This window comes from Comamonas sp. UBA7840 (assembly GCF_002501455.1).
GTDB lineage: Bacteria > Pseudomonadota > Gammaproteobacteria > Burkholderiales > Burkholderiaceae_C > Comamonas > Comamonas jiangduensis.
Map to the genome: position 1 here is coordinate 1 of NZ_DLTI01000027.1, position 23,479 is coordinate 23,479.

Annotated in this window: 19 protein-coding genes, 1 pseudogene and 1 riboswitch; of the genes and pseudogenes, 6 read left to right on the forward strand and 14 right to left on the reverse strand. The window is 60.7% G+C overall.

Annotation, left to right across the window (positions count from 1 at the left end; translation table 11 throughout):
* Positions 1–21: 21 nt before the first annotated feature.
* Positions 22–1,425 (reverse strand): annotated as a pseudogene (locus B3R00_RS10530) (NERD domain-containing protein); the annotation flags it as partial.
* 401 nt (positions 1,426–1,826) lie between these two features.
* Here B3R00_RS10530 and B3R00_RS10535 point away from each other — a divergent pair.
* Positions 1,827–2,483: a DUF924 family protein gene (locus tag B3R00_RS10535; RefSeq protein WP_284214944.1), complete on the forward strand. Its 657-nt coding sequence runs from the start codon at positions 1,827–1,829 to the stop codon at positions 2,481–2,483.
* Between the two features lie 328 nt (positions 2,484–2,811).
* Here B3R00_RS10535 and B3R00_RS10540 read toward each other — a convergent pair whose 3' ends face one another.
* On the reverse strand, positions 2,812–3,078 hold the full coding sequence (locus tag B3R00_RS10540; RefSeq protein WP_286998983.1) for a hypothetical protein: 267 nt from the start codon (positions 3,076–3,078) through the stop codon (positions 2,812–2,814).
* Positions 3,079–3,430: 352 nt separating this feature from the next.
* Here B3R00_RS10540 and putP point away from each other — a divergent pair, with 352 nt between their 5' ends.
* The gene (gene putP / locus B3R00_RS10545; protein ID WP_286998984.1) at positions 3,431–4,945 is read left to right on the forward strand and encodes a sodium/proline symporter PutP; all 1,515 of its coding nucleotides are present in this window, start codon (positions 3,431–3,433) and stop codon (positions 4,943–4,945) included.
* A 176-nt stretch (positions 4,946–5,121) separates the two neighbouring features.
* Here putP and B3R00_RS10550 read toward each other — a convergent pair whose 3' ends face one another.
* The 4 genes from B3R00_RS10550 to B3R00_RS10565 all read right to left on the reverse strand — a co-directional run bounded on the left by B3R00_RS10550 (position 5,122) and on the right by B3R00_RS10565 (position 10,109).
* Positions 5,122–6,933, reverse strand: a complete 1,812-nt coding sequence (locus tag B3R00_RS10550) for a TonB-dependent receptor (protein ID WP_286998985.1) — start codon at positions 6,931–6,933, stop codon at positions 5,122–5,124.
* A 253-nt stretch (positions 6,934–7,186) separates the two neighbouring features.
* Positions 7,187–7,410: riboswitch (cobalamin riboswitch) on the reverse strand.
* Positions 7,411–7,469: 59 nt separating this feature from the next.
* Complete coding sequence (locus B3R00_RS10555) at positions 7,470–7,625, reverse strand: hypothetical protein (RefSeq protein ID WP_219164028.1); 156 nt, start codon at positions 7,623–7,625, stop codon at positions 7,470–7,472.
* A 191-nt stretch (positions 7,626–7,816) separates the two neighbouring features.
* Positions 7,817–8,815, reverse strand: a complete 999-nt coding sequence (gene miaA / locus B3R00_RS10560) for a tRNA (adenosine(37)-N6)-dimethylallyltransferase MiaA (protein WP_286998986.1) — start codon at positions 8,813–8,815, stop codon at positions 7,817–7,819.
* 61 nt (positions 8,816–8,876) lie between these two features.
* Entirely contained in the window at positions 8,877–10,109 is a 1,233-nt protein-coding gene (locus tag B3R00_RS10565; protein WP_286998987.1) for a multidrug effflux MFS transporter, read from the reverse strand.
* Positions 10,110–10,422: 313 nt separating this feature from the next.
* Between B3R00_RS10565 and B3R00_RS10570 the strand changes: the two genes are divergently transcribed.
* Both B3R00_RS10570 and B3R00_RS10575 read left to right on the forward strand, forming a co-directional pair.
* Complete coding sequence (locus B3R00_RS10570) at positions 10,423–11,298, forward strand: methylglyoxal synthase (RefSeq protein WP_286998988.1); 876 nt, start codon at positions 10,423–10,425, stop codon at positions 11,296–11,298.
* A gap of 167 nt (positions 11,299–11,465) precedes the next feature.
* Positions 11,466–12,563: a glycerol dehydrogenase gene (locus B3R00_RS10575; RefSeq protein WP_286998989.1), complete on the forward strand. Its 1,098-nt coding sequence runs from the start codon at positions 11,466–11,468 to the stop codon at positions 12,561–12,563.
* Positions 12,564–12,661: 98 nt separating this feature from the next.
* On the opposite strand, the gene B3R00_RS10580 is transcribed toward B3R00_RS10575, so the two are convergent.
* From B3R00_RS10580 to B3R00_RS10600, 5 genes are all read right to left on the reverse strand, one after another.
* Entirely contained in the window at positions 12,662–13,630 is a 969-nt protein-coding gene (locus tag B3R00_RS10580; RefSeq protein ID WP_286998990.1) for a porin, read from the reverse strand.
* 299 nt (positions 13,631–13,929) lie between these two features.
* Positions 13,930–15,276, reverse strand: coding sequence for an NADP-specific glutamate dehydrogenase (gdhA, locus tag B3R00_RS10585; RefSeq protein WP_286998991.1), 1,347 nt, complete (start codon positions 15,274–15,276; stop codon positions 13,930–13,932).
* A 583-nt stretch (positions 15,277–15,859) separates the two neighbouring features.
* Positions 15,860–16,666, reverse strand: a complete 807-nt coding sequence (locus tag B3R00_RS10590; RefSeq protein ID WP_219164036.1) for a MurR/RpiR family transcriptional regulator — start codon at positions 16,664–16,666, stop codon at positions 15,860–15,862.
* Positions 16,667–16,731: 65 nt separating this feature from the next.
* On the reverse strand, positions 16,732–18,717 hold the full coding sequence (gene mutL, locus B3R00_RS10595) for a DNA mismatch repair endonuclease MutL (protein WP_286998992.1): 1,986 nt from the start codon (positions 18,715–18,717) through the stop codon (positions 16,732–16,734).
* Positions 18,718–18,773: 56 nt separating this feature from the next.
* Complete coding sequence (locus B3R00_RS10600) at positions 18,774–19,037, reverse strand: glycine zipper 2TM domain-containing protein (RefSeq protein ID WP_286998993.1); 264 nt, start codon at positions 19,035–19,037, stop codon at positions 18,774–18,776.
* Positions 19,038–19,309: 272 nt separating this feature from the next.
* On the opposite strand from B3R00_RS10600, the gene B3R00_RS10605 reads away from it, so the two are divergent.
* Positions 19,310–19,957, forward strand: coding sequence for a DedA family protein (locus tag B3R00_RS10605; RefSeq protein ID WP_286998994.1), 648 nt, complete (start codon positions 19,310–19,312; stop codon positions 19,955–19,957).
* A gap of 94 nt (positions 19,958–20,051) precedes the next feature.
* On the opposite strand, the gene B3R00_RS10610 is transcribed toward B3R00_RS10605, so the two are convergent.
* The 3 genes from B3R00_RS10610 to tsaE all read right to left on the reverse strand — a co-directional run bounded on the left by B3R00_RS10610 (position 20,052) and on the right by tsaE (position 22,389).
* Positions 20,052–20,270: a glycine zipper domain-containing protein gene (locus tag B3R00_RS10610; RefSeq protein ID WP_219164040.1), complete on the reverse strand. Its 219-nt coding sequence runs from the start codon at positions 20,268–20,270 to the stop codon at positions 20,052–20,054.
* 140 nt (positions 20,271–20,410) lie between these two features.
* A complete protein-coding gene (locus B3R00_RS10615; RefSeq protein WP_286998995.1) occupies positions 20,411–21,880 on the reverse strand; it encodes an N-acetylmuramoyl-L-alanine amidase in 1,470 nt (489 codons plus the stop codon).
* Complete coding sequence (gene tsaE / locus B3R00_RS10620; protein WP_286998996.1) at positions 21,877–22,389, reverse strand: tRNA (adenosine(37)-N6)-threonylcarbamoyltransferase complex ATPase subunit type 1 TsaE; 513 nt, start codon at positions 22,387–22,389, stop codon at positions 21,877–21,879. The genes B3R00_RS10615 and tsaE overlap by 4 nt, the downstream gene beginning before the upstream one ends.
* A 12-nt stretch (positions 22,390–22,401) precedes the next feature.
* On the opposite strand from tsaE, the gene queG reads away from it, so the two are divergent.
* Complete coding sequence (gene queG / locus B3R00_RS10625; RefSeq protein ID WP_286998997.1) at positions 22,402–23,460, forward strand: tRNA epoxyqueuosine(34) reductase QueG; 1,059 nt, start codon at positions 22,402–22,404, stop codon at positions 23,458–23,460.
* Positions 23,461–23,479 lie beyond the last annotated feature (19 nt).

Genomic DNA, 23,479 nt, shown 5'->3' on the forward strand with positions numbered 1-23,479 from the left:
GGTTTTACGGGGGGATTACCGGGGGATGCTGTCTTCATCCTTGGCGTCCTCGGGCTGGAGGGTGCTGCCCGCCACCTTGTTCGCCAGCTGCAAAATTTGCCGGGTGTTGCGGTAGTTGATTTTGAGGATGGTGGTGCGCCCGCTGGCTTGTATGCCCACGCTTTTGAGGCTAAAGCCCATCTTGCCGCTGCGCCGGTAAATGCTTTGCGCATCGTCATACAGCAGGAGCAGGCTGTTGGTGTGCGGGTCGACCATCTGGGTGATGAGCTTGAGCCATTCGGGGGCAAAGTCGTGCCCCTCGTCGATCAGGATGGCGTGGTACTGGCCGGCGGGGATGTGGCCTTTGTCCACCCCGCTGATGACACAGCGCACGTATTCCTCCATTTTTTTGCCCACAGGCCAGCGCTCGGCGTAGTCGGGCAACTGGTGGTAGGCGACGAGCTGGCCGCGCACCCATTTGTGGAAGTGGCGCACGTGTACGCGCTCGCTCAGGCCTTTGGTGTCGAGCTGGGCGGCCAGTTTGACGGCCAGCGGCTCGTTGTAGCAGAGCACCAGAATGGGTTTGCTACCGGGGCCTTGGGTCTGTGCCAGGTGTTCGGCGCGGTAGCCCAAAATCATGGTTTTGCCCGAGCCTGCCACGCCGTGGATGACGCGGTGGCCGTCGCCCAGGCTGCGCGCCAGCTGTTCTTGCTGCAAGTCCATCACGCGCATGATGTCGGGCAGGCGCTCTTCGGCAGCGTTTTCTGCGGCGGCTTCGGCGCTGGCATCTTCAAACAGGCTTTGCTGCTGGGGCACGCGCACCTGGGGGAAGAGAATCCAGCGCACACGTTCGAGCTGCGGCACGGTGATTCCCCGCTTGCCAAAGCTGTGCGGAAACATGGCCCACAGGCGCTCTTGGAAGGCCTCGGGCTCGACGTTTTCAAACATTTCGTCTTGGCAGATGACCAAGCGCTCGGGAATGGCGCTGCCCAGTTCCGCCGCTTCAAACTGCGCGCGGGTGATGCGGGTGAACACCACGCCGTAACCCCATGGAAAGATGAGCTGGCCCTTGTGCGGGCCGTCGGGCTGCTGCAGTTGCGGGTCGCGCTGCAGGGCGTTGATGACCTGAATGGCGCAGTGGCGCGCTTGCGCCAGCGGGTTCATCACCACTTTGGGCTGGCCGGTGCTGCTGTCCAGAATTTCAAACCGCTCGCGCGTAGCACTGCGGATGGTGCTGAGGTGCCAGTCTTTGGTTTCCAAAATCAGCGCGCCCCGGTGCGGGTGCAGCACCACAAAGTCGGGGTGGGTTTGCTTGGGGCCAATCGGCACGTCGTACCAAAGCAGGTAGTCGTCTTCCAGTTTCTTTTCCAGCCGCTCGGCCAGGCGTTTTTCGCCCGCAGTCATGCGGTGCAGGCAGGTGCCCAGTGCAGGTATCAGGGTGGCCATGTCTCTGTGTGGTGCGCGGCCCCTCCCCGGCAGGCTGCACCAGTATTTGTAGGTATGGAGGTGGTTATAGGGGCAAAGCGCTGTGGGTGTGCCACATAGTCGACTGCGGTGTGTGCCCGTGTGCGCAGGCTTTTTGAAGGTGTTTTAGGTCTTTTGCGTAGATGCATAAAGCGCGGGCAGCTATGTTTTTGGTGGCGCTGCGTTCAACCTTGTTTGCGATGTGGCGGGCTTGTAGGGCACACCGCCGTGCGCGGCCCACCACCTGGCCGGTGTGCGGCATGCGCTGGCTTGCCTTGATCTTTGGGGCGCTGCCATGCACCATCGTTGGTGAAAGTGGCGCTGGCAGTGGCGTTACGCTTGGGCTTTGCTGGGTTTACTGCGTTTTACAAAAAGGAATAGCCATGTCTGACACCTCCAAACACCTGTCTTTGCCTGTTGCGCATGTGCTGGACCCGCGCCTGTCGCAGGTGCTGGAGTACTGGCTGGGCGCAGAGTTGCCCACCAACGAGAGCGCGCTGGCGCGCAAGACGCTGTGGTTTACCAAGTCGGAGGAGGTGGATGAAGAGATTCGCCACCTGTTTGGCGCGGTGCTGCAAGAGGCGCTGGCTGGCAAGCTGGATGGCGAGGCGCTGGAGTCACCGCTGGGCATGCTGGCGCTGCTGATTGTGCTGGATCAGTTCACGCGCAACGCCTACCGCTGCACGCCCAAGAGTTTTGCGGGCGATGCCAAGGCGCGGCAGCTGGCGCTGAAGGCGATTGACTTGGGCTGGGATATGGATGCCAGCATTCCCGCCATTGCGCGCATCTTTATTTACCTGCCGCTGGAGCATGCCGAAGACATGCTGATGCAAGAGCACAGTGTGGTGGCGTTTGAGCAGCTGTACCAGGAAGCGGAGCCCGCGCTGCGCGAGTTTTTTGAAGGCACGCTGGATTACGCGAACAAGCACCGGGAGGTGATCAAGGAGTTTGGGCGCTTTCCGCACCGCAACCCCATCCTGGGCCGCGAGAGTACGGCGGCAGAGAAGGTGTACCTCAGCAAGCCGGGGGCGGGGTTTTAAGGCCCGCTCACACGAGGCCAGATAACTTGGTTGCTGGGCGTTGCTGGACTGAGCGCGCGGGTACGGCCTGCTTGGCTTTGCGCGCTGTTTCAATCGCCCATCACCAATCACCAATCACCAATCGCCAATCGCCAATCGCTAACTGCCAGCCGCCAACCGCTGGTTGGCTGGGTGGGGGGAGCGGCTGTGTAGCTGGGTAGAGGTGATGTACCCATCTGCCCGATAACGGGCGCATAAAAAAAGCTGCTGAGGCCCATGCCCCGCAGCTTTTTTTATGGTGTTTTTGGCCTCTGGCGCTTGTGGAGCAAGCGCTAGCAGCTATGCATTTTTAGTTCTTGGTGGGGCGGCGGCCCGTGAGCGACCAGCCTGCGTGCATGTTCTTTTTGTCGTTTTCATATTCCCAGTTGGTGCCGCAGCGCTCGCAGACATAACGGGTGATGGTGACGGTGCCGGTTTCACGCTCGCGCTTGTAGTTGTCGCCCTGGGCCAGCTCGACGTGGCCGGGGGCTTTGCGCCAGTTGCGCTGGATACCGGCGCAGGCATCGCACATTTCGATTTTTTTGAGTTCAGAGGCGCGGTCGTTATCTTGGGTCATGGTGTTCTGGGGCGTTCAAGGCGGCGTGCGCGCAAGGCGCGTATGGGGCATGACTGTACCTAAATCAGCCAACAAACGCTGGCACAGGGGTGCTTTGCGGGGCGCGCTCAGCGCTGCAAAACCCACGGCCAGCGGGCGGCATAGCGCACTGGTGTGCGCCACGCGGGGCAACACCTGTTCCAATTGAGGGTTTGCACCATGGTGAGGGCGCCGGTGCACGGGGCGGCGGAGCGTGCCCTCGTTCGGATTCCTTGTGTCGGTGGTATGCGGCAGTGGGGGTGCCCGCGCTGTGGCAGCGCTGGTGAGCGGGGTGGTGACACCGCAGCCATTTACAAGATTGAGGAGGATACGAATGACCGCTAACACCCCAACGCTGGTGATGTTTGCCATCTATCTGTTTGGCATGCTGCTGATCGGATGGCTGGGCTACCGCGCAACCCAGAATTTGTCGGACTACATTTTGGGCGGTCGCAGCCTGGGCAGTGTGGTGACGGCGCTGTCGGCGGGCGCATCGGACATGAGTGGCTGGCTGCTGATGGGCCTGCCCGGCGCGGTGTTTCTCACAGGTTTGTCGGAGGCATGGATTGCCGTGGGCCTGTGCGTGGGTGCCTGGCTGAACTGGCGCTTTGTGGCGGCACGCCTGCGGGTGTACACCGAGAAGGTGGGCAACGCGCTGACGCTGCCCGACTATTTCACCAACCGTTTTGAAGACCAAAGCAGCTTGCTGCGCATCGTCACGGCGGTGGTGATTTTGGTGTTCTTCACCATTTACTGCGCCTCGGGCGTGGTGGCGGGCGCGCGGTTGTTTGAGTCGATGTTTGGCATGGATTACCAGACCGCCCTGTGGGTGGGCGCGGTGGCCACCATGGCCTATGTGTTCATCGGCGGCTTTTTGGCCGTGAGTTGGACGGACACCATTCAGGCGGCCCTGATGATTACGGCGCTGATCCTGGCGCCCTTGATGGTGATTTACGCCGATGGCGGCGTGGCCGCATCGGCTGCGGTGATTGCAACCGCACGCCCCGGCGCGTTTGACATGGTGGCCAATCTGGATGTGATTGCCATCGTCTCGCTGCTGGCCTGGGGCCTGGGCTACTTTGGCCAGCCGCACATCTTGGTGCGCTTCATGGCGGCAGAGTCGGTCAAAACCATTCCCAAGGCCCGCCGCATTGGCATGACCTGGATGGCGCTGTGCCTGGGTGGTGCAGTGGCCGTGGGCTTTTTTGGCATTGCCTTCTTTGGCGCACGCCCCGAGATTGCCGCAGGCGTGAACGCCAACGCGGAAACGGTGTTCCTGGAAGTGACCAAGTTGCTGTTCAACCCCTGGCTGGCGGGCGTGCTGCTGGCAGCGGTGCTGGCGGCGGTGATGTCCACCTTGTCGTGCCAGTTGCTGGTGTGCTCCAGCGCGCTGACGCAAGACATCTACAAAACCTTCTTGAACAAAACCGCCAGCGACCAGCAACTGGTGTGGTTTGGCCGTGCCATGGTGTTTGCGATTGCCGTGGTGGCCATCGTGATTGCGCAAGACCCCAACTCCAAGGTGCTGGGCATGGTGAGCTACGCGTGGGCTGGCTTTGGCGCCGCGTTTGGGCCGATTGTGCTGTTCTCGGTGCTGTGGAAACGCATGACACGCAACGGCGCGCTGGCGGGCATGGTGGTGGGCGCTGTCACCGTGCTGCTGTGGAAGAGCTATGGCGTGCCCATGAAGGACGTTGTTGGCATCTTCCGCCTGTATGAAATCGTGCCCGGTTTTGTGCTGTCGTCGATAGCGATTGTGGTGGTCAGCCTGATGGGCAAAGCACCTTCGGCGCAGATGCAAAAAATTCACGCCGAGGTCGACCAAGAAGTGGCTGCACACGGCCAGTAATGGCGCTGCACCCCCGTTGCGGCCTTGGGGCCTGCGGGTGCAGGGGCCGTAACAGCGGCAGGGTGTTTGAGGGATAAAAATGGCTGCCAGCGCTGATGTAGATTGCGCTGGCAGCTATTTTTTATGCTTTTATGCAGCACATAGCGCTGCCATATCAAGCAAGCGATGCAGCAGTCTTAGAAGCTTATGCGAGCGCCCAGCTTCCAAGTGCGCTCAAAGTTGATGGGGTAGATGGCGTCATCGCGCACCCACATGCCGTTGGAGCGATCAAAAAGATTGCTCACACCCGCATACATTTCCAAGTGTTTGGCCACTTGGTGGCGGTAGCTGACATCGGTGCTTTGGTAAGCACGCTGTTTTTGTTTGTTGTTGTTGTCAAAGTCGCCTGCTGCCCATGTACTGCTGCGCCATGTGTGCGTCAGGTTGAGGTTGCCATGCTCAGTGACGCGCACGTTAAGACCCAGCACCACGCTGTGGCGTGGAACGCCAGGTATTTCTTTGCCGTTGAATGCGCCGGCACCGTCGTTTTCGCGGTCAATGAGCGCGCGTGTCCACGCGTAATTGATCAAGCCGCTGATGCGTGGAGTGATCTGGATGCGGTCTTGTACTTCGATCCCGTATTTGTGCGATTTGTCGATGTTGGTGTTTTTGTAGCCAAACGGCTCTAGGTAGATTTCGTTCTTGAGCTTGGCATAGAAGGCAGAGACTTTGAGGCGGTTGCTTTCTGTCTGGTGGTTGGCTCCGATCGTCAAGGTTTTGGCCTTGGCGGGTTGAATAAAACCATTGAACGATGTGATGCCCGTTGACCAATCGGTCGTAAAGAAACGATCAATGTCTGGAGTGACAAAAGCGTCGCTGTAGTTCGCGAACACGGACAGTTGCTGAGAGACCTTGTGGTTAGCGCCCAATTCCCAAGAATTCAGGTCTTTATCCGACGCAAGCGATTCGCCAGATACCGCGTGGTAGCGGTATTTGACTTGCTCTGTGCGCGCTCCCGCAGAAAGCGTCCAAGCGTCCCACATGTATTGGCCGTGCAGGAAAAAGCCACGATTTTGCTTGCGGGTGCGGCTGGCGGTTTGCGAGACCTTGCCATCAAAGTCTTGCATGCCTGCATTGACGATGAATGCATCGTGCGTGTATTGCAGCGCCAGTTCGTTGGAGATGTAGTCGTAGTCGGTACCTGACGTTGCAGGGCGATAGACCGAAGACTTCTGTTCATTGTGGCGGCGCGCCGTGGCTTTCCACTGTTGGTTGATTTGGTAGTCAGCCCCCACGCTCCAGTGCTCAGTCTCTAATTTCTGGTGCGTGTACTTGCTGCCTTTATTCATGCCGGGGTTGGCATCGAATTGGGTCTGCGTCAGGGAGCCGGGGTAGCGGGTATCAATATTGGATGCGCCTGCTTCCACGTCCAGGCGCAGCCCATTCAGGGGTTGGACGCCTGCGGCAAGGCGCCATGTATTGGCCTCCGAGCTGTCGGTATGGCCTGACGGGTCTTGGTCGCTCAAACCATTGGTCTTGCCGTGGTCCAGCGTTGCAGATAGGTCAAATTTTTCACGCACCACGCCCACAGACGCAATCGCTCCGCGCTGGCCGTAATTGCCTGCGTAAGTCTCCAGCGAAGCACCGTCGCGGGGTTGGGTATAGATCTGAATAGTGCCTGCAGTTGCGCCATCGCCAAACAGCACAGAGCCGCTGCCTTTGGTGATTTCAATGCGCTCAATATCACTCAATGAAATGGAGCCAATGAGCTGGGGCATCATGTCTACATTGTTGAGTCGGCGGCCGTTGACTGTGAGCACAACGTTCTGGTTGCCGTCGTTGCCATAGCCGCGCATACTGATTTGTGGGGTATAGCGATTGCCGTAACTGGGCAATATTTGCAATGAAGTTTGCTGCGCCAGATAGTCGTAGAGCGAAGTGGCTCCCGAGCGATTAATGTCTTGGCGGGTATGAATCTCAGAGGCGTAAGGCGCGTCTTGATCTTGCATGTCAATGCGTGTTGCAGACACGAGAACTGGCGCATTGAGTTTGTCTTGTGCCTGGGTGCTGAAGGTGGCCGCAGACAAAAGCGTACACATGGCAAGTGTGCATGGAGAGAGCTGGAATGGCATGAAATGAGTCCATCAAACCGTTTTGCGTCCCCGCAAATACGGTGTTTGCATATGAATTCGCTGTGCAAATGGGGGCTATTTCAAATTCAAAGTGCTGCAAAGCGCTCGTCGCCGCCACCCCGCAGCAAATCCGCCTGAATACGTTCTGGCCGGTCTCCGGGCTTGTGCGTTGTTGGGTAACAGCTGCATCCCCTTCCCAGAACAGATGTTCCAGTGGTTGCATGATGCAGTTAGTCGCACTTACCGTTGCGGGGGCAGCACAGGTTTTGCCAGTTCCGAAGGACAGGGCGCACCTGTTTCCCGTTTAACCCAAGGCTAGAAAAAGCGCTGGGCACCATAACGAAAAAACTGCTCCTGTATGGAGCAGCGGCGAGATGATAGCTTAGTCGCCTGAATGGGTGTTGCGAAAAAACTCAGCGCGTATGCACCACGCTGGCATCGACTTCCCCGTAGACCGTGATGCCGCTGGGGGTGTTGGCGGTCGTATCAGAAGCGGGGTAGTAATCGCGGTGCGCGCAGCCACCCAGCGTGAGTGCGATGGCGATCCCAAGAAAGTGAAGGTGTTTCATAGCTTGCCCTTTGGGGTCAAGACTAACGGAAACACCCGGGCTGTGGCGTAAGCAGGCGTATCCAGGCGCGTGCCTTGGCATACGCATGTGTATGTGTATGTAGTCGGTGGGGGCATACCTTGCACGCTCTGCAAACCTGGGTGCCCTCGGTTTGCTTGGTTGGGGTGCAGGGGTTTGGCCGGGCGTCTGCGTTACGCGCGCTGTGGGATACAGGCCAAGGCCGCTTGCACCACGTTCATGGTGGCCAGAGGGTCGTCACACGCAATCGGGTGGCGCTGGGGCATGCTGCGCAGCCAGGTGATTTGGCGCTTGGCCAGTTGGCGCGTAGCAGCAATGCCTTTTTCGCGCACCAGGTGCGTATTGATGTCGGGCGTGCCTTTGCGCGCTTGCCAGTCCAGCTCTTCCCAGACTTGGCGGTAGCCCACACAGCGCATGCTGGGCAGGTCAGGGTTCAGGTCGCCGCGGGCGCGCAGGGCTTTCACCTCGTCGATAAAACCTGCTTGCAGCATGGCGTCGTAGCGCTGTGCAATGCGCGCGTGCAGCCAGGCACGGTCATTGGGTTCTAAGGAAAAAAGCGTGCAATCGAAAGCAGGCTCTGCGTCAGCAGCTCTCTTTTTTGTATTGTGAAAACTCGACAGTGGCTGGCCGGACACCTGCCACACTTCTAGCGCACGCTGAATGCGCTGGCTGTCCGCGGGGGCCAGGCGGGCGGCGGTTTCCGGGTCTACCTGGGCCAGCTCGGCGTGCATAGCAGGCCAGCCACGCTCGGCAGCTTGCGCATCAATTTGGGCGCGAACGGTAGGGTCTGCGGCGGGCATTTCGTCAATGCCATCCAGCAGCGCTTTGAAGTACAGCATGGTGCCGCCCACCAGCAGCGGGATGGCGCCGCGCGCGCGGATTTCACCGACCAGACGCTGGGTGTCTTGCACAAATTCTGCGGCGCTGTAGGACTGCAGGGGATCGAGGATGTCGATCAGGTGGTGCGGCACTGCCGCCCGCTCTTGGGCCGTGGGCTTGGCCGTGCCAATGTCCATGCCGCGATAGACCAGGGCCGAGTCCACACTGATGATTTCACAGGCTTGGCCGCGCTGGGACAGCACGGCGGCCAGCGCCAGGGCGGCATTGGTTTTGCCGGATGCGGTGGGGCCGGCGATGGCAATGCAGGGCAGGGGAGAAGTGGAAGCAGTCAAAATGGAAAACGGGGCGAAGTGGCAAACGGTTCAGACCAAGCAGCGCCAGCAAAGCCGGGCTTTAAGGGGCGCTGGGTACGCCGTGGCGGCGCACCAGCGTGCATGATGCCAAGGCTGCTGCCAAACACCAGAATCCCAGCCCGAAAACCAAGGGGTACACAGTGCCATTGAAGCTGCGGCCCAGCAGCTGGCCCGTGGCAAACGCGAACAGCATCATGATGAAGCCGTTGAGTGCCGAAGCCATGCCCGCCGCTTTGGGAAAGGCGCTGACGGCCCCGCTTTGGCCGCACGGTTGCTGGATGCCGTGGGCAATCGGAAACAGTAGGCAAGCGCAGGCGTAGGCCCAAGGGTTGCGTACCTCCAGCAGTGCCAAGCCCAGCAGCAAGGCTGCACACAGCACGGCCAGCCCACCGGCGATGGCCACAGTATTGCGCACGCCCCAGCGTGGCAGCAGGCGGCCGCACAGCATGGTGCCGCCAATATAGATCACCCCATTGGCTGCCAGCAGCCAGCCGACGTGGCTGGCGCTCCAGCCCAGGGCTTGGGTAAAGACAAAGGGGGCGGCGGTTAAAAAGACCACCAGGCCACCATATGAGCTTGTGGTGGTGGCCGAATAGGCCAAAAAGGTAGGGTGGCGCAGAATTTCGCGCCAGCTGCCCAGCAAACGCCGGGGCTGCAAGGCGTGCGGGTTGAAGTGCTGCACGCTTTCCTGAAAACGCAGCCACACCAGCAGCCAGGACGCTACCCCCACCACAGACAGCGCCACCATGGTGGAGCGCCAGCCCATGTACTGCGCCAGCCAGCTACCCATCAAGGGGCTGCAGCAGGCCAGCACGCCCAAGCCGGACAGCGCTTTGGACATGACGTGGGTGCCTTCTACGGGGTTGTACAAATCACGCACGATGGCGCGGGCCGCCATCACCACAGCGCCCAGCGCTGCGCCTTGCACGGTGCGCCAGGCGATCAAGGCATCCATGTGCGGTGCCAGCGCGCAGCCCACGGCGGCCAGCACATACAAGCCAATGCCTGCCAGCAAGATGGGGCGACGGCCCCAGCGGTCGGACGCGGGCCCCCAGGCCAGTTGTGAGCAGCCAAACGCCAGGATCAGGGCGTAAAACGTGCTTTGGGTCTGGGCGACAGAGGCATCGAGCTGCTGCGCCAGCAACGGCATGGCGGGCAGGTACAGATCGGTCGTTAGCGGCTGAAAGCCCAGCAGCAGCGCGAGCAAGCCAATGACAAAAACGGGCGACATGGCCGCAGGCGATGCCACGGCAGAAGAGGAAGAAGCAGACACAAAAACCAATACCAGAGAGCCAATAAAGTGCCACCGATCAGCGGCGTGTGCAGGCTAGCAGAAGCAATTTGGCGTGGTGTCGCTTAGTTCGCACACTTGCCAAAAAAGGCATTGATGCAGATGGGAAAAGCGCTGGCAGCTATGAATTTTTACAGCCCTGCAGGCGCAGTGCAGCTTTCTGGCGTGGGCGGCAGGCTGGGTGCACACGCTGCACCGGGTGACAGCGGCCGTCATTTTTGGGGCCGGTATTTGGGTCTATGCTCTGTGCGCGCGTCAATCACGAACTCACGAACGCGCTGTTGTGAAGGAATATGTGACCATGCTGTTAGGCCTTGCTGCGAACCGTCTCCACCACCAAACCGAAGATGCCGCGCTGTTTGCGCTGCTGCGCGCCTGTGAATCCGGCATGCGCGAGTTGAACCTGGGCCTGCACGCTGTGGGCCGCACCTACGATGCGATTGCCGCCGCCAACATGATGCACCGCTACAGCAACCTGGTGCGCTACCCCTATGGCCGCGAAGGCGGGCTGATGAAGCTGGTGGCTGAGGTGGTGGGCATGGGCGAGGGGCGCACGCTGGATGGCTCCATTTATCTGACCGACCCGGTCGATCCATCCTCCATCTTCCCGGAAGCACTGGCTTTGAAGCGCCAGTGCGTGATCCACGGCAAGCCCTTTATCTCTACCGTGGCCACGGCGCGCGACTGGGTGGAGATGGAGCGCATACACGCAGGTTTGGCGCGCGACCGTAATGCCGATCGCTTTCATGACTTTGAAAACCAGACCGTGGCGCTGATTGCGCACGATGCCATGAAGCCCGCCATGCTGGATTTTGTGGCGCAGAACTTTGACCTGCTCTCGCGCTTTAAGCGCCGGGTGGGCACGGGCACCACAGGTCAAAAACTCAATGAGCTGGCCTGGAGCAAAGGCTGGCCTGCGGACAAAGCCTGGGTGGACCGCTACCACAGCGGCCCCTTGGGGGGCGATGCACAGATTGCCGACCTGGTGCTGGAGCGCCGCTGCCAGCGCGCCATCTTCTTTGAAGACCCGCATGTGGCGCGCCAGCACGAAGCCGACATTCAGCTGCTGGAGCGTGCGGTGACCACCGTCACGCACGAGGCCGTGTGCATCACCACGCCCAAGGTGGCGCAGCGCTGGTGTGATGCGGCAGTGCTGCGCACCCAGCGCTAGCAGCGCCACCGCCTGCGGCGGCGCAGGCAGGTGCAGGCCGCTGCGCGGTGAACCCCGCGTTGCTTGATACGAATCAAGTGTGCGGCGAATGCCGCCCCGCAGCCCTTGAAGGAGTTGCAGCGTCTTGGCATTATGGAAAACCCTAATAACAACTACCAGGTGCTTCCATGACTCCACGTTCTGTCTCTTCCCCCAAGAAATTCCTCATCGGCGCTGGCCTGTTCAACCAGGTGGGTGAATACATTGCTGAGCATGGTGACCATGTGTTCATCATTGCGGATCGCTTCTTCCTGCCCCGCATTCAAACCGACACCGTGGCACAGCTGACCCAGCAGGGCATCCGCAGCCACGTAGAGCAGTTTGGTGGTGAGTGCACCACCGATGAAATTGCCCGTTTGGAAGCAGCCGTCAAAGCCGCTGGCTGCAATGTGGTGCTGGGTGTGGGCGGCGGCAAGGCACTGGATGTGACCAAGGCCGTGGCGCACCACTGCAAGCTGCCGCAGATTTTGGTGCCCACCATTGCTTCCACCGATGCACCCTGCACCGCCTTGGCCGTGATCTACAAGCCCAATGGCGAGTTTGACCACTACCTGTTCATGCCGCACAACCCCGATACTGTGCTGGCAGACACCTCCATCATTGCCCAAGCCCCCGCGCGCTTTTTTGCCGCAGGTGTGGGCGATGCGCTGGCCACCTACTTTGAAGCGCGGGCCTCATGGCGCTGCAATGGCACCAACCTGATCCTCAAGCGCCCCTCGCGCACCGGCTTGGGCTTGGGTGAGATGTGCTATGAAATTCTGCGCAAAAACATCGACGCCGCGATGGATGCCGTGCGCAACAAGGCCGTGACGCCTGCGCTGGAAGAAACCATTGAAGCCACCATCTACCTGAGCGGCGTGGGCGCCGAAGCGGCAGGCGTGGCCGCTGCCCATGCGGTGAACAACGGCATGGCCGTGGTGCCCGCATTGCACAACGCCCAGCACGGCGAGAAGGTGGCCTTTGGCCTGCTGACCCAGCTGGTGCTGGAGAACGCGCCGCTGAACGAGGTGGAAGAGGTGATTCGCATCATCAAGGCGGCGGGCCTGCCCCTTTCGTTGCGCGACTTTGGTGTGACCGAGTGGGTAGAGGCCGAATGGCGCCAAGTGGCCAAGCTGGCCTGTGACAAGAACGACACCATGGGCAATATGGGCCGCCCCATCAGCGAAGAAGAGGTGTATGACGCGATGCTGGCCGCCAACAGCCTGGCAGAGCGCTACCACGATTAAGGCTGAAAACTGCCTCCGGCGCTTATTCCATAAGCGCTAGCAGCTATAAAAAAAGCGATCCATCGGGATCGCTTTTTTGGTGGCAAGCCTGAGAGGGCTTAGAAGTTGTGGCGGATACCCACGGACACCGACTTGCGGTCTTCGTTGGGGCTCAGATCGCCAAAGGCTGCACCGTCCTTGTTTTGCAGCTGGCTGTAGAACGCGTACACCTTGGTGCGCTTGCTCAGGTGGTGGTTGTAGCCCACGGTCCACTGGTTGGCAGCGGCCTGGCCTTCGGCGTTGGCATGGCCAAAGTTGGCGTGCAGTTCACCGGCGCCAATGGCGTAGGCCACGGCAGCGCGGGTCACGTTGGTCTTTTCCTTGATGCCAGCCACCACATCTTCGCTGCGCTGGTGGTAGCCGGACAGCGTCCAGGCACCGGCAGTCCAGGAGGCGCGCAAGGCGTACTGCTTGGCATCGGCCCACTCACCGTAGCCTGCGCCGAACGACCAGTTGCCACGGTCATAGTTGGCGGCCAGGTCGTAGGCGTTCTTGTCCTTGCTGTCAGCGGCGCGCTCGTGGAAGCTCACCGAAGACTCCACGCTCAGGCCGTGGAAGACGGGCGACTTGTAAGCCAGGCGGTTGTTGGCGTTCTCGACACCCACGTACAGCGCGTCTGCAGTGATGCCGTAGTCTTCGTTGTGCAGGCTGGCGCGGTCAGCGATGGCGTAGTACGAAGGGTTGAAGAAACGGCCCATGCGCACGGTACCGAAGTTGCCCGACAGGTTCACTTCGCTGCGGTTGCTAAAAAAGCTGTCCGCTTCGGTGATGCTGCCGTTGTCCGAGTTGATGGCGCTTTCCAGCTGGAAGCCCAGCTTCAGGCCATTGCCCAGGTCTTCCTGGCCTTGGAAGCCAAAGTAAGAGCCGCTGTTGTTCACACCGTTGACGCGGGCGTTGCCGGTCTTCACGGATTCGACGGCGGTGTCGATACGGCCATACACGTTGACGCTGGAGTCAGCGGCAGCAGCGGTGGCGGAAACAGCGATCAGGCCAGCAGCGGCCACAATTTTGTTCAGAGAGAAAGTCACGATCAAAGCGCTTGTACAGCGCATGCAAAAAAGGAAAACAATGCCTGCACAACGGCAGGCTTTACCAGAGGGCGCAGCAAAGTGCGCGCTCGCTGTGGCCTGCGCAATGCAGGCCGGGCGCATTTATAGCGGCCCGGCGAACACCTTTGCTGGTGCTAGGACATTGGGAGCGCTTGGCGCTTGCTGCGCAAGCGCTAGGGGCTGTTTTTAGTATTGCTGTGCGGCAGCTGCTGCGGCCACAAAAAAAGGAACCCGAAGGTTCCTTTTTTCTGTACTTTGGAAGGAAGCGCTGGCGTCGCTTAGATCACGCCTTGTGCCTGCATGGCTTCTGCCACCTTCACAAAGCCGGCCACGTTGGCGCCGTCGATGTAGCTCACGGTGCCGTCGGCGCGCTTGCCGTACTTCAGGCAGGCGGCGTGGATGCCTTGCATGATTTGCAGCAGGCGGGCGTCCACTTCTTCGGCGGTCCAGCTCAGGCGGCCTGCGTTTTGCGACATTTCCAAGCCGGAGGTGGCCACGCCACCCGCATTCGAGGCCTTGCCGGGGGCATACAGCACGCCCGCCGCTTCAAACGCCTTGGCCGCTTCAATGGTGGAGGGCATGTTAGCACCTTCTGCCACGCACAGCACGCCGTTGGCAATCAGGGTCTGTGCATCGGCCAGATCCAGCTCGTTCTGGGTGGCGCAAGGCAGGGCCACGTCGACCTGGATGCCCCATGGGCGCACGCCAGCCAGGAATTCCACGCCGGGCACTTGTGCAGCGTAGTCGTTAACGCGGCCGTACTTGTTGTTCTTGATGTCCATCAGGATGGCCAGCTTCTCGGCGGTGAAACCGTCCTTGTCGTACACGGTGCCGGAAGAGTCGGACACGGTCACCACCTTGGCGCCCAGCTGCATGGCTTTTTCCACGGCGTATTGCGCCACGTTGCCCGAGCCGGACACGGACACGGTCTTGCCGGCCATCGACTGGCCGCGTGTGGCCAGCATTTCTTGGGCGAAGTACACCGTGCCGTAGCCGGTGGCTTCAGGGCGAATCAGCGAGCCGCCGAAAGTCAGTCCCTTGCCGGTGAACACGCAAGCGGCGCTGTTGGACAGCTTTTTGTACATGCCGGCCATAAAGCCCACTTCGCGACCACCCACGCCGATGTCGCCTGCAGGCACGTCGGTGTCAGGGCCCACGTGGCGGTACAGCTCGGTCACAAAGGCTTGGCAAAAGCGCATCACTTCCGCCGAGCTCTTGCCCTTGGGGTCGAAGTCCGAGCCGCCCTTGCCGCCGCCCATGGGCAGTGTGGTCAGCGCATTTTTGAAGGTTTGCTCAAACGCCAGGAACTTCAGCACCGACTGGTTCACCGAGGGGTGGAAGCGAATGCCGCCCTTGAAGGGGCCAATCGCCATGCTGTGTTGAATGCGGAAGCCGCGGTTGACTTGCACCTGGCCCTTGTCGTCCATCCAGCTGACGCGGAACTGGATGATGCGCTCAGGCTCGACCAGGCGCTCCAGCAGGGCGTTGTCGGCGTACTTGGGATTCTTTTCAATGAAGGGCCACAGCGACTCCATCACTTCCGTGACGGCTTGCAGGAATTCAGGTTGACCGGGGTTGCGGGCAGCAACGTCTTGCAGGAATTGGTCGAGGTTGGCGTACTTCATGAGGGTCAGTCTTTCAAGGGCACAAAACAAAAGCGCCGCAGCGCACGTTGAAAATTATGCCAAAAATGTATGCCTATATGCACCATATCGAGCATGACTTGTATAAGTTTGGTGCATAACTGTCTGAATTTGGTGCTTGCCTGCACCAAGTTGAAGAATGTGAAAAGTGTCTTGCTCGTTGATTTATATGAATTTTTTGTGACGACGTGCCTGATGGGGTACAGCCGTCGCGGGGCGGCATCGCGGAATTCGATGCTGGCAGTTTTTTTTGACGATGTGGCGTGGTGTGCGCAGTTGCTCTGTTAATGGAAGCTGCTAGCGCACGTGAATGCTTGGCTTCTAAGAGAAATACATCGCAAAGCACCATTCCATAAGCGCTGGTAGCTATGAATTCATGGTTGCCCGTTCATGCCAAGGCGCAAACCCTGCAGGGGAGGTGGCGTGCCGTGTCTGCAGAAAGGCAGGCGGTATCCAGCGTTGCGCAGGCCTGCTGGGGCGGCGCTGGCTGTGCGTAGTCACACCAAGGAAAAAAGCCTGTTTTCGTAAAAAACAGGCTTGCAGGGGAGACGGGAGCGGGCGCGGCTTAAATCAGCTCGAACGGAATAGCGCCCCACTGGATGGTGTGTGCCGCCAAGCCGTAGGCCAGCGCCTGGGCAGCGCTGGTGTCGCAGAGGTGGCGTACCTCCGCCGCATGGGGAGTGGTGTGGCAGCGCAGCAGCCAGTCTGAGGGCGGTGCGTGGCTGGCGGTGTCGGTAATACAGATCAGCTTGGCGCCCAGCTTGCGCGCGCGCTCGCCCAACTCGGCCATGTCGGCGCGGATGCCGCCCAGCGCAAACAGCACCACCATGTCGCGCGGTGCAATGCGGGCCAGCACGTCTTCAATGGTTTCACCGGCGGCGGGCGCGCCGTAGATGGGTTTGTCCAAACCGCTCATCAGATGCCCGCGCAGCGAACGCGCCAGCATGTGGTTGTGCTGCAGGCCCACGCAGAAGATGGCAGGTGCCTGGTGCAGGGCCGAGGCCATGGCGTCCATGGTGCTGGCCGGGATCTGCGCCAGCGTGGCGGTCAGGTTGTCTTGCAACTGTTGCCACAAGAGTGCGCAGTTGGGTGCGCTGGGAGAGATGTTGACGTCCGCCATAGGCAGCTGCAGGCCGTTGGTGGAGGCCTCCAGACGTGCGGTGCGGCGCGCTTCTTCGTAGCTGTCGTAGCCCAGGCGGCGGATAAAGCGCGTGACGGTAGCATTGGAGACGCCGGTCAGCTGGGCCAGCTCGCTGGCGCTGTAGCCCGCCAAGTTGATGGGGTAGTCCAGCACCACCTGCGCGAGCTTGCGTTCGGTGGGCGAGAAACTATCGAGCGCAGCGCGCACGCGGGCAAAAAAGGGTACGGACATGGGGGCGGTGTGGGGGGCGCAGGCCTTCAAGGCAAAAAGTAAAGCATGCTCAGTGTAGCCGCCGCTCAGCGCCCGCGCAGGAATAGCGCGTCCAGCTCTTTCAGGGTGAGCTGGCGCCAGGTGGGGCGGCCGTGGTTGCACTGGTCGGAGCGCTCGGTGGTTTCCATCTGGCGCAGCAAGGCGTTCATCTCGTCCAGCGTCAACCGGCGGTTGGCCCGCACTGCGCCGTGGCAGGCCATGGTGGCAAGGATTTCATTGCGCGCACGCTGAATCACACCGCTGGCATCTTGCTGCTCCAGCTCCGCCAGCACGCTGCGTGCCAACTCCACCGCATCGCCTTGCGCCAAGGTAGAGGGCACGGCGCGCACGGCCAGGGTTTTGGGCGAGAACGGCGCAATCTCCAGCCCCAGCACGTGCAAGGTGTCCACATGGGCTTCGGCTGTGGCCACTTCCTGCGGCGTGGCGGCAAAGGTGGCGGGAATGAGCAGCGGCTGGCTGGCAATGGGCTGGTGGTTGCCCAGTTGCTCCTTCAAACGCTCATACACAATGCGCTCGTGCGCGGCGTGCATGTCCACAATCACCATGCCCTGGGCGTTCTCAGCCAGGATGTACACGCCATGCACCTGCGCAATCGCACGGCCTAGGGGCCAGGCGGAGGGGTCGTGGGTAGCTGGGGCAGGGCTGGCAGCAGACAAATCAATTTCTGTAGCTGCTTGCGTAGGATTGGCAATCGTTTGTGCGGTATTTGGCGCGAATGTTGATGCGGCGGCAGAAACTGTGAGGGCGGCCTCGCGCATGGGGGCCCACAGGGCCTGCATGTCGTTGACCTTGTGGCCCGCCGTTTCCTGCAGCGGCATGGGGTACTGCAGCTGTGGCTTCATGGCAGGGCGCGGCGCGCTGACGCTGGGTTGCCAAGCCACCGTGCTGGCCGCGGTGGGGCCAGTGCCCGATGCCTCGGGCGCCAGCGCTGCGTGTGTGGAGGCTTCGGCGTGCGCCGCCAGCAAAGCCGCGCGCGGGGCAGCCAGCGCATCTTCCACAGCATGCTTGATGGCTTGGTGCACTTCGCGGCTGTCGCGAAAGCGCACTTCGATCTTGGTGGGGTGTACGTTCACATCCACGCGCGCGGGGTCGATCTCCATGTACAGCGCGTAAATGGGTTGCTTGTGGCCGTGCAGCACGTCTTCGTAGGCGCTTTTGGCGGCATGGGTCAGCACCTTGTCGCGCACAAAACGCTGGTTGACGTAGCAGTATTGCTGGTCGGGGCGGCTGCGCGCGGCATCGGGCAGGCCAGCGCGGCCGTAGACGGTGATGCCGCTGGAGGCCGAAGTGCGCTGTACAGGGATGGAGTTGGCCACAAAGTCATCCCCCAGCACATCGGCCAAGCGGCGTGCCAATGCGTCGTTTTTGTCGACCGAGCCATCCATGGGCACGGCACGCCATTGCTCCACCAGCTTGCCGTCGTGCCAGATGGCAAAGCCCACATCGGGGCGGGCCAAGGCGTGGCGGCGCACGGATTCAATGCAGTGCGCCAGCTCGGTGGCATCGGTCTTTAAAAACTTGCGCCGTGCGGGGGTGCTGAAAAACAGCTCTTTAACTTCCAGCGTGGTGCCGCGGTTGCGGGCGGCGGGGCGCAATTCTCCGCTGCGCGCTTCCAGAAGCCAGGCTTTGTCTTCACCTTCCAGGCGCGAGAGGATGGCGGTTTCCGACACCGAGGCAATGGCGGCCAGCGCTTCGCCGCGAAACCCCATGGTGCCCACATGCTCCAGCTCATTCAAATCGCGGATTTTGCTGGTGGCATGGCGGCGCAGGGCCACGGGCAGCTCTTCACGAGGAATGCCGCAGCCATCGTCTTCCACGCTGATCAGGCGCACGCCACCGGCCAGCAGGCGCACGGTGATTTGGCTGGCACCGGCATCCAAGGCGTTGTCCACCAGTTCGCGCACCACAGAAGCAGGGCGCTCTACCACCTCGCCAGCGGCAATCTGGCTGATGAGTTCATCCGGAAGGTCTTGAATGGCGCGGCGCTGCAGTGCGGGAGCAGAAGAAGTCATCAGCCCATTGTATGCAGCCTCATTGGGGGTGTTAGCGGCTGCTACAGAAAACCAATTCAGCGGTGGCGATGATGGCGGTGACCGCGCGAGCCCCCATAGCCATCACTGTTTTGGCCCATCTGGTTACCAATCAGCGCACCTGCAGCGGCGCCACCCACGGTGCCTAAGGTGCTGCCAAAGACGGCATCGCCAAGCAAGCCACCGGCCACGGCGCCTACGCCGGCGCCAATTTGGGCATTGTTAGGGCGGTGGGCGCAACCACCCAATGTGAAAGCGGCCACAACAGCGGCGATCAAAAATGTGCTGCGAGCTTTAATCATGTGCACCTCCTTGCATGTAGTAATTCAAAAATCAGGCGTCACTGTGCCTGTGGCAGAGACTGGTTTTGATGAACTTGGTGCAAAGTTCTGGCCCGTATTGCAAGTATTTGTAGCTCTGGTTTGCAGGCTGTTGCAGCGGATGTCGGAGTGTGTGCAAAACAGCGCGGCGACAGCCCCTGTTTGGCCTGCATGCCCTGCGCATGGGACTACATTAACGCTTTGTTTGGCTGCCGACCTGCCCCAGGCGCGGGCTGGCATTTGAGGGTGTGGTTGTGGAAATCGTTTCGTTTTTGATCGACTTCATTGTGCATATCGACAAGCACTTGGAGACATTGGTCGTGGCTTATGGCGCATGGGTTTACGCGCTGCTGTTTCTGATTATTTTTGTCGAAACCGGCTTGGTGGTAATGCCGTTTCTGCCGGGCGATTCGCTGCTGTTTATTGTGGGCGCGATGGCTGGCGTGGGCATGCTCAACTTTCCGCTGGCATGCGGCATTTTGCTGGTGGCCGCCATTTTGGGGGACCAGTGCAATTACACGTTAGGGCGGATGGCAGGACCCAAAGTCTTTCAGTGGGAAAACTCGCGCTGGTTCAACCGCGCAGCGTTCGACAAAGCCAATAGTTTTTATGAGCGCTATGGCGGTGTGACGGTTATCTTGGCGCGCTTCATGCCCTTTATTCGCACCTTTGTGCCCTTCGTGGCGGGTGTGGCCCATATGTCGCGCGGCAAGTTCAGCATGTTCAATGTGTCTGGCGCCATTGTGTGGGTGTTGGGCATTGTGTCGGCAGGCTACTTCTTTGGGAACTTGCCGTGGGTGCGGGAGCACCTGGAAACCCTCATCTGGGCGTTGATTCTGATTCCGGGCGTGGTGGCGCTGTATGGCGGCTGGAAGACCGGACGACAGCAGCCACAGGGCTAAGTCTCGGATGAGTGGGCGCAGTCATAAAAAATGCCGACTCAGGTCGGCATTTTTTATGACTCAAAGCGACGGGCCATGAGTCACCGAGGCACGGTTATTTTTTGTCTTGGTTTTTGCCAATCTGGTTGCCGATCACGGCCCCGGCGGCCGCGCCGCCCAAGGTACCCAAGGTACCTCCTATCACCGCATCACCCACAACACCGCCTGCCACGGCACCTACGCCGGTGCCCAACTGCTGGTTGTTGGCACAACCGCTGAGCAAAGCGGTAGTGGCAACCAGGGCAAAAGCGATAGAAGTCAGGGGCTTTTTCATCACACACTCCTTGGAATAAAAACACATTCAGAGTGTGGGGCCAGGAGGCTAAAACATGGCGTCGGGGAGGTGAGCGCAGGGCTGTAGGTCAAAAGACCTCATCCCTGCATGTAGGTGCCAACTAGAGTGCAAGACGGCGCTTATACCGAGCGCGAGCGCGCCAGTGGCGGGTTTTTGGTGAAGTACTGGCGGATGCCGGTCATCATGGCGTCCGCCAGCTTGTTTTGGTAGGCGCTGCTGCGCAGTTTTTGCTCTTCCTCAGGGTTGCTGATGAAGGCAGTTTCAATCAGCACGCTGGGAATGTCAGGGGCTTTGAGCACGGCAAAACCCGCCTGCTCCACGCGTGGCTTGTGCAGCTTGGCAAAGCTGCCAATGTGGGTCAGCAGTGAGGTACCCAGTTTCAGGCTGTCATTGATTTGCGCGGTGGTGCTCATGTCCAGCAGCATCTGCTGCACGGTCTTGTCCTGGCTGCGTACGTTGATGCCGCCCACCAAATCGGCCTGATTTTCTTTGTCAGCCAGCCAGCGTGCGGCCGTGCTGGTGGCGCCTTTTTGGCTGAGTGCAAACACGCTGGCACCGGCGGCCGAGGGGCGGGTGAAGGCATCGGCGTGGATGCTGATGAACAAGTCCGCCTGCACGCGGCGCGCTTTTTGCACGCGCACGCCCAAAGGCACGAAATAGTCACCATCGCGCGTTAAGTAGGCACGCATGGGGCTGCCGTTGATGGTGCTGCCATTGATGCGGTCGCGCAGCAGTTTGGCAATCTTGAGCACCACATCTTTTTCGTAAGTGCCACTGGGGCCGATGGCGCCGGGGTCTTCACCGCCGTGACCGGGGTCGAGTGCCACGATGATGATGCGGTCAGTTTTGCGCGACGTAGGCGCTGGGCTGGCTGTGACTGTGGTTTCGGGCGCTTTGGCGGCAGGCGGGGCTGGCGGCGGGGCAAGGGCGACTTTTTTGTCGCCCGCAGCGGGGGTGGATGGCGTAGATGCACCGGGCGTGGCGCCCGCCCCGCTGTGCTTGGCAATCAAATCCCCCAACGGGTCGTGGGACGCGACATGCTCCGCAGGCGGCGACAAAGCCGGTGGCAAGTTGGAGCTGGAGCCGGCATCGCGCAAGCGCTCTTGAATCAGCGCTTCCAGCGGATCAACGGGTTTGGACGGGTAGAGGTCAAACACCAGCCGGTGCTGGTAGGCGGCCACAGGCTTGAGGGTAAAAACCTGCGGCACGGCCTCTTGCTTGAGGTCGATGACCAGACGCACCACATTCGGTGAGTTTTGCCCCACGCGAATGGCGGCAATATTGGGGTCATCGGTTCGCACTTTGGCGACGAGTTCTTTGAGCGCGCTGTTGAGCTGCAGCCCCTCAATATCAACGGCCAGGCGTGGCGGTGAAGTGATCAGCGTTTGCTTGGCCACCAGTGGCACGTCGGACTCTAGGGTGACGCGCGAGTAATCTTCCGCAGGCCAGACGCGCACCGCCATGATGCTGGCGCCGAAGGCGATTTGGTGTTTGCCCGCCAGCAGCAGTGCCAAGCTACCTGCCTGAAGCAAGGTGCGGCGGTTAGGGCGGTAGGCGGTAAAGATAGAGTGCGCGGCGTCGTCGCTCATTGTGGCCAGTGCTGCAGCAAGCGCCGTCCACACGCTGTGCTGGTGCGCAGTGTGACGCGGCGTTGGGTTTCGTCGATTGCTTCAATATAAATAGCTAAGTCCGCTCGCGGTGTCAGCGAAGCAGCCTTTTCTGGCCATTCTGCCAGTTTCAACCCTTCGCTGGCAAAAATGTCACGAAAACCTGCATCTTCCCATTCACGCGGGTCGTCAAAGCGGTAGAAGTCAAAGTGCCAGATGTGCAGCGCAGGCACTTCGTGTGGCTCAACCACGGCATAGGTAGGGCTTTTGATGCGGCCTTGCACGCCCAAGCTGCGCAGCAAATGGCGCACGAAGGTGGTTTTGCCTGCGCCCAAATCGCCATGCAGGGTGATGAAGGCGTTGCGCACCTCGGGCAAAGCGGCCAGTTGGGCTGCAAAAGCCGCAGTGTCCGCCTCGTCTTGCCAAGTCAGTACGCGCACATCGGCGCTGGCGCTTTCTACAATCGCAGGGTTATGGTTTGCAGCAGTCAATTGGTTCCTTTGATGCAGGACTGGGCCCGCGAATTGGGATTTTCCCAAATTGGCGTGTCCGGCGTGGATTTGTCGTCTTGTGAGGACGGGCTGCTGCAATGGTTGCAAGCAGGCTTTCACGGCAGCATGGACTATATGGCGGCGCACGGCCTCAAGCGCGCACGCCCGGCCGAGCTGGTGCCCGGTACGGTGAGCGTGATTACCGCACGCATGGATTATTTGCCGGCAGCCACCCCTGAAGACTGGCAGGCCGTGGAGTGCGCGCGCCTGGAGCGCCCGCAAGAGGCCATCATTTCAGTCTACGCCCGTGGGCGCGACTATCACAAGGTGCTGCGCAGCCGCCTGCAAAAGCTGGCAGAGCGCATTGCGCAGGAGGTGGGGCCGCTGGGTCACCGCGCCTTCACCGATTCGGCCCCGGTGATGGAGGCCGAGCTGGCCCGTCGCAGCGGCCAGGGCTGGCGGGGCAAGCACACGTTGGTGCTCAACCGTGATGCGGGTTCGACCTTTTTCCTGGGCGAGATTTATCTGGACATGGCGCTGCCAGAGACAGCGCCAGTGACTGCGCATTGCGGCAGTTGCAGCAGCTGCATTGACGCCTGCCCCACGGGCGCCATCGTGGCACCCTACCGCGTGGATGCGCGCCGTTGCATCTCTTACCTGACCATTGAGCACGATGGGCCGATCCCGCTGGAGTTGCGCCCCCTGATGGCCAACCGCATTTATGGCTGTGACGACTGCCAGCTGGCCTGCCCGTGGAACAAGTTTGCCCAGCGCAGCCCGCTGCCAGATTTTGATGTGCGCGGTGCCATGGTGGGCAGCACGCTGGTGCAACTGTTCAGTTGGGACGAGGCCACGTTTTTGCGCTGCACCGAAGGCAGTCCAATCCGTCGGATTGGCCATGTGCGCTGGTTGCGCAATATTGCGGTGGCGCTGGGCAATGCGCTGCATGCTGCAGGGTTGGGTGCGGACGAGCAACACGCCATACGCAGCGCGCTGCAAGCCCGCGCGGCGCATGGCAGCAGCGTGGTGCGCGAGCATGTGCAGTGGGCGTTGGCCCAAGGGAATACTTAAAAAGAGAGCTGCTAGCGCT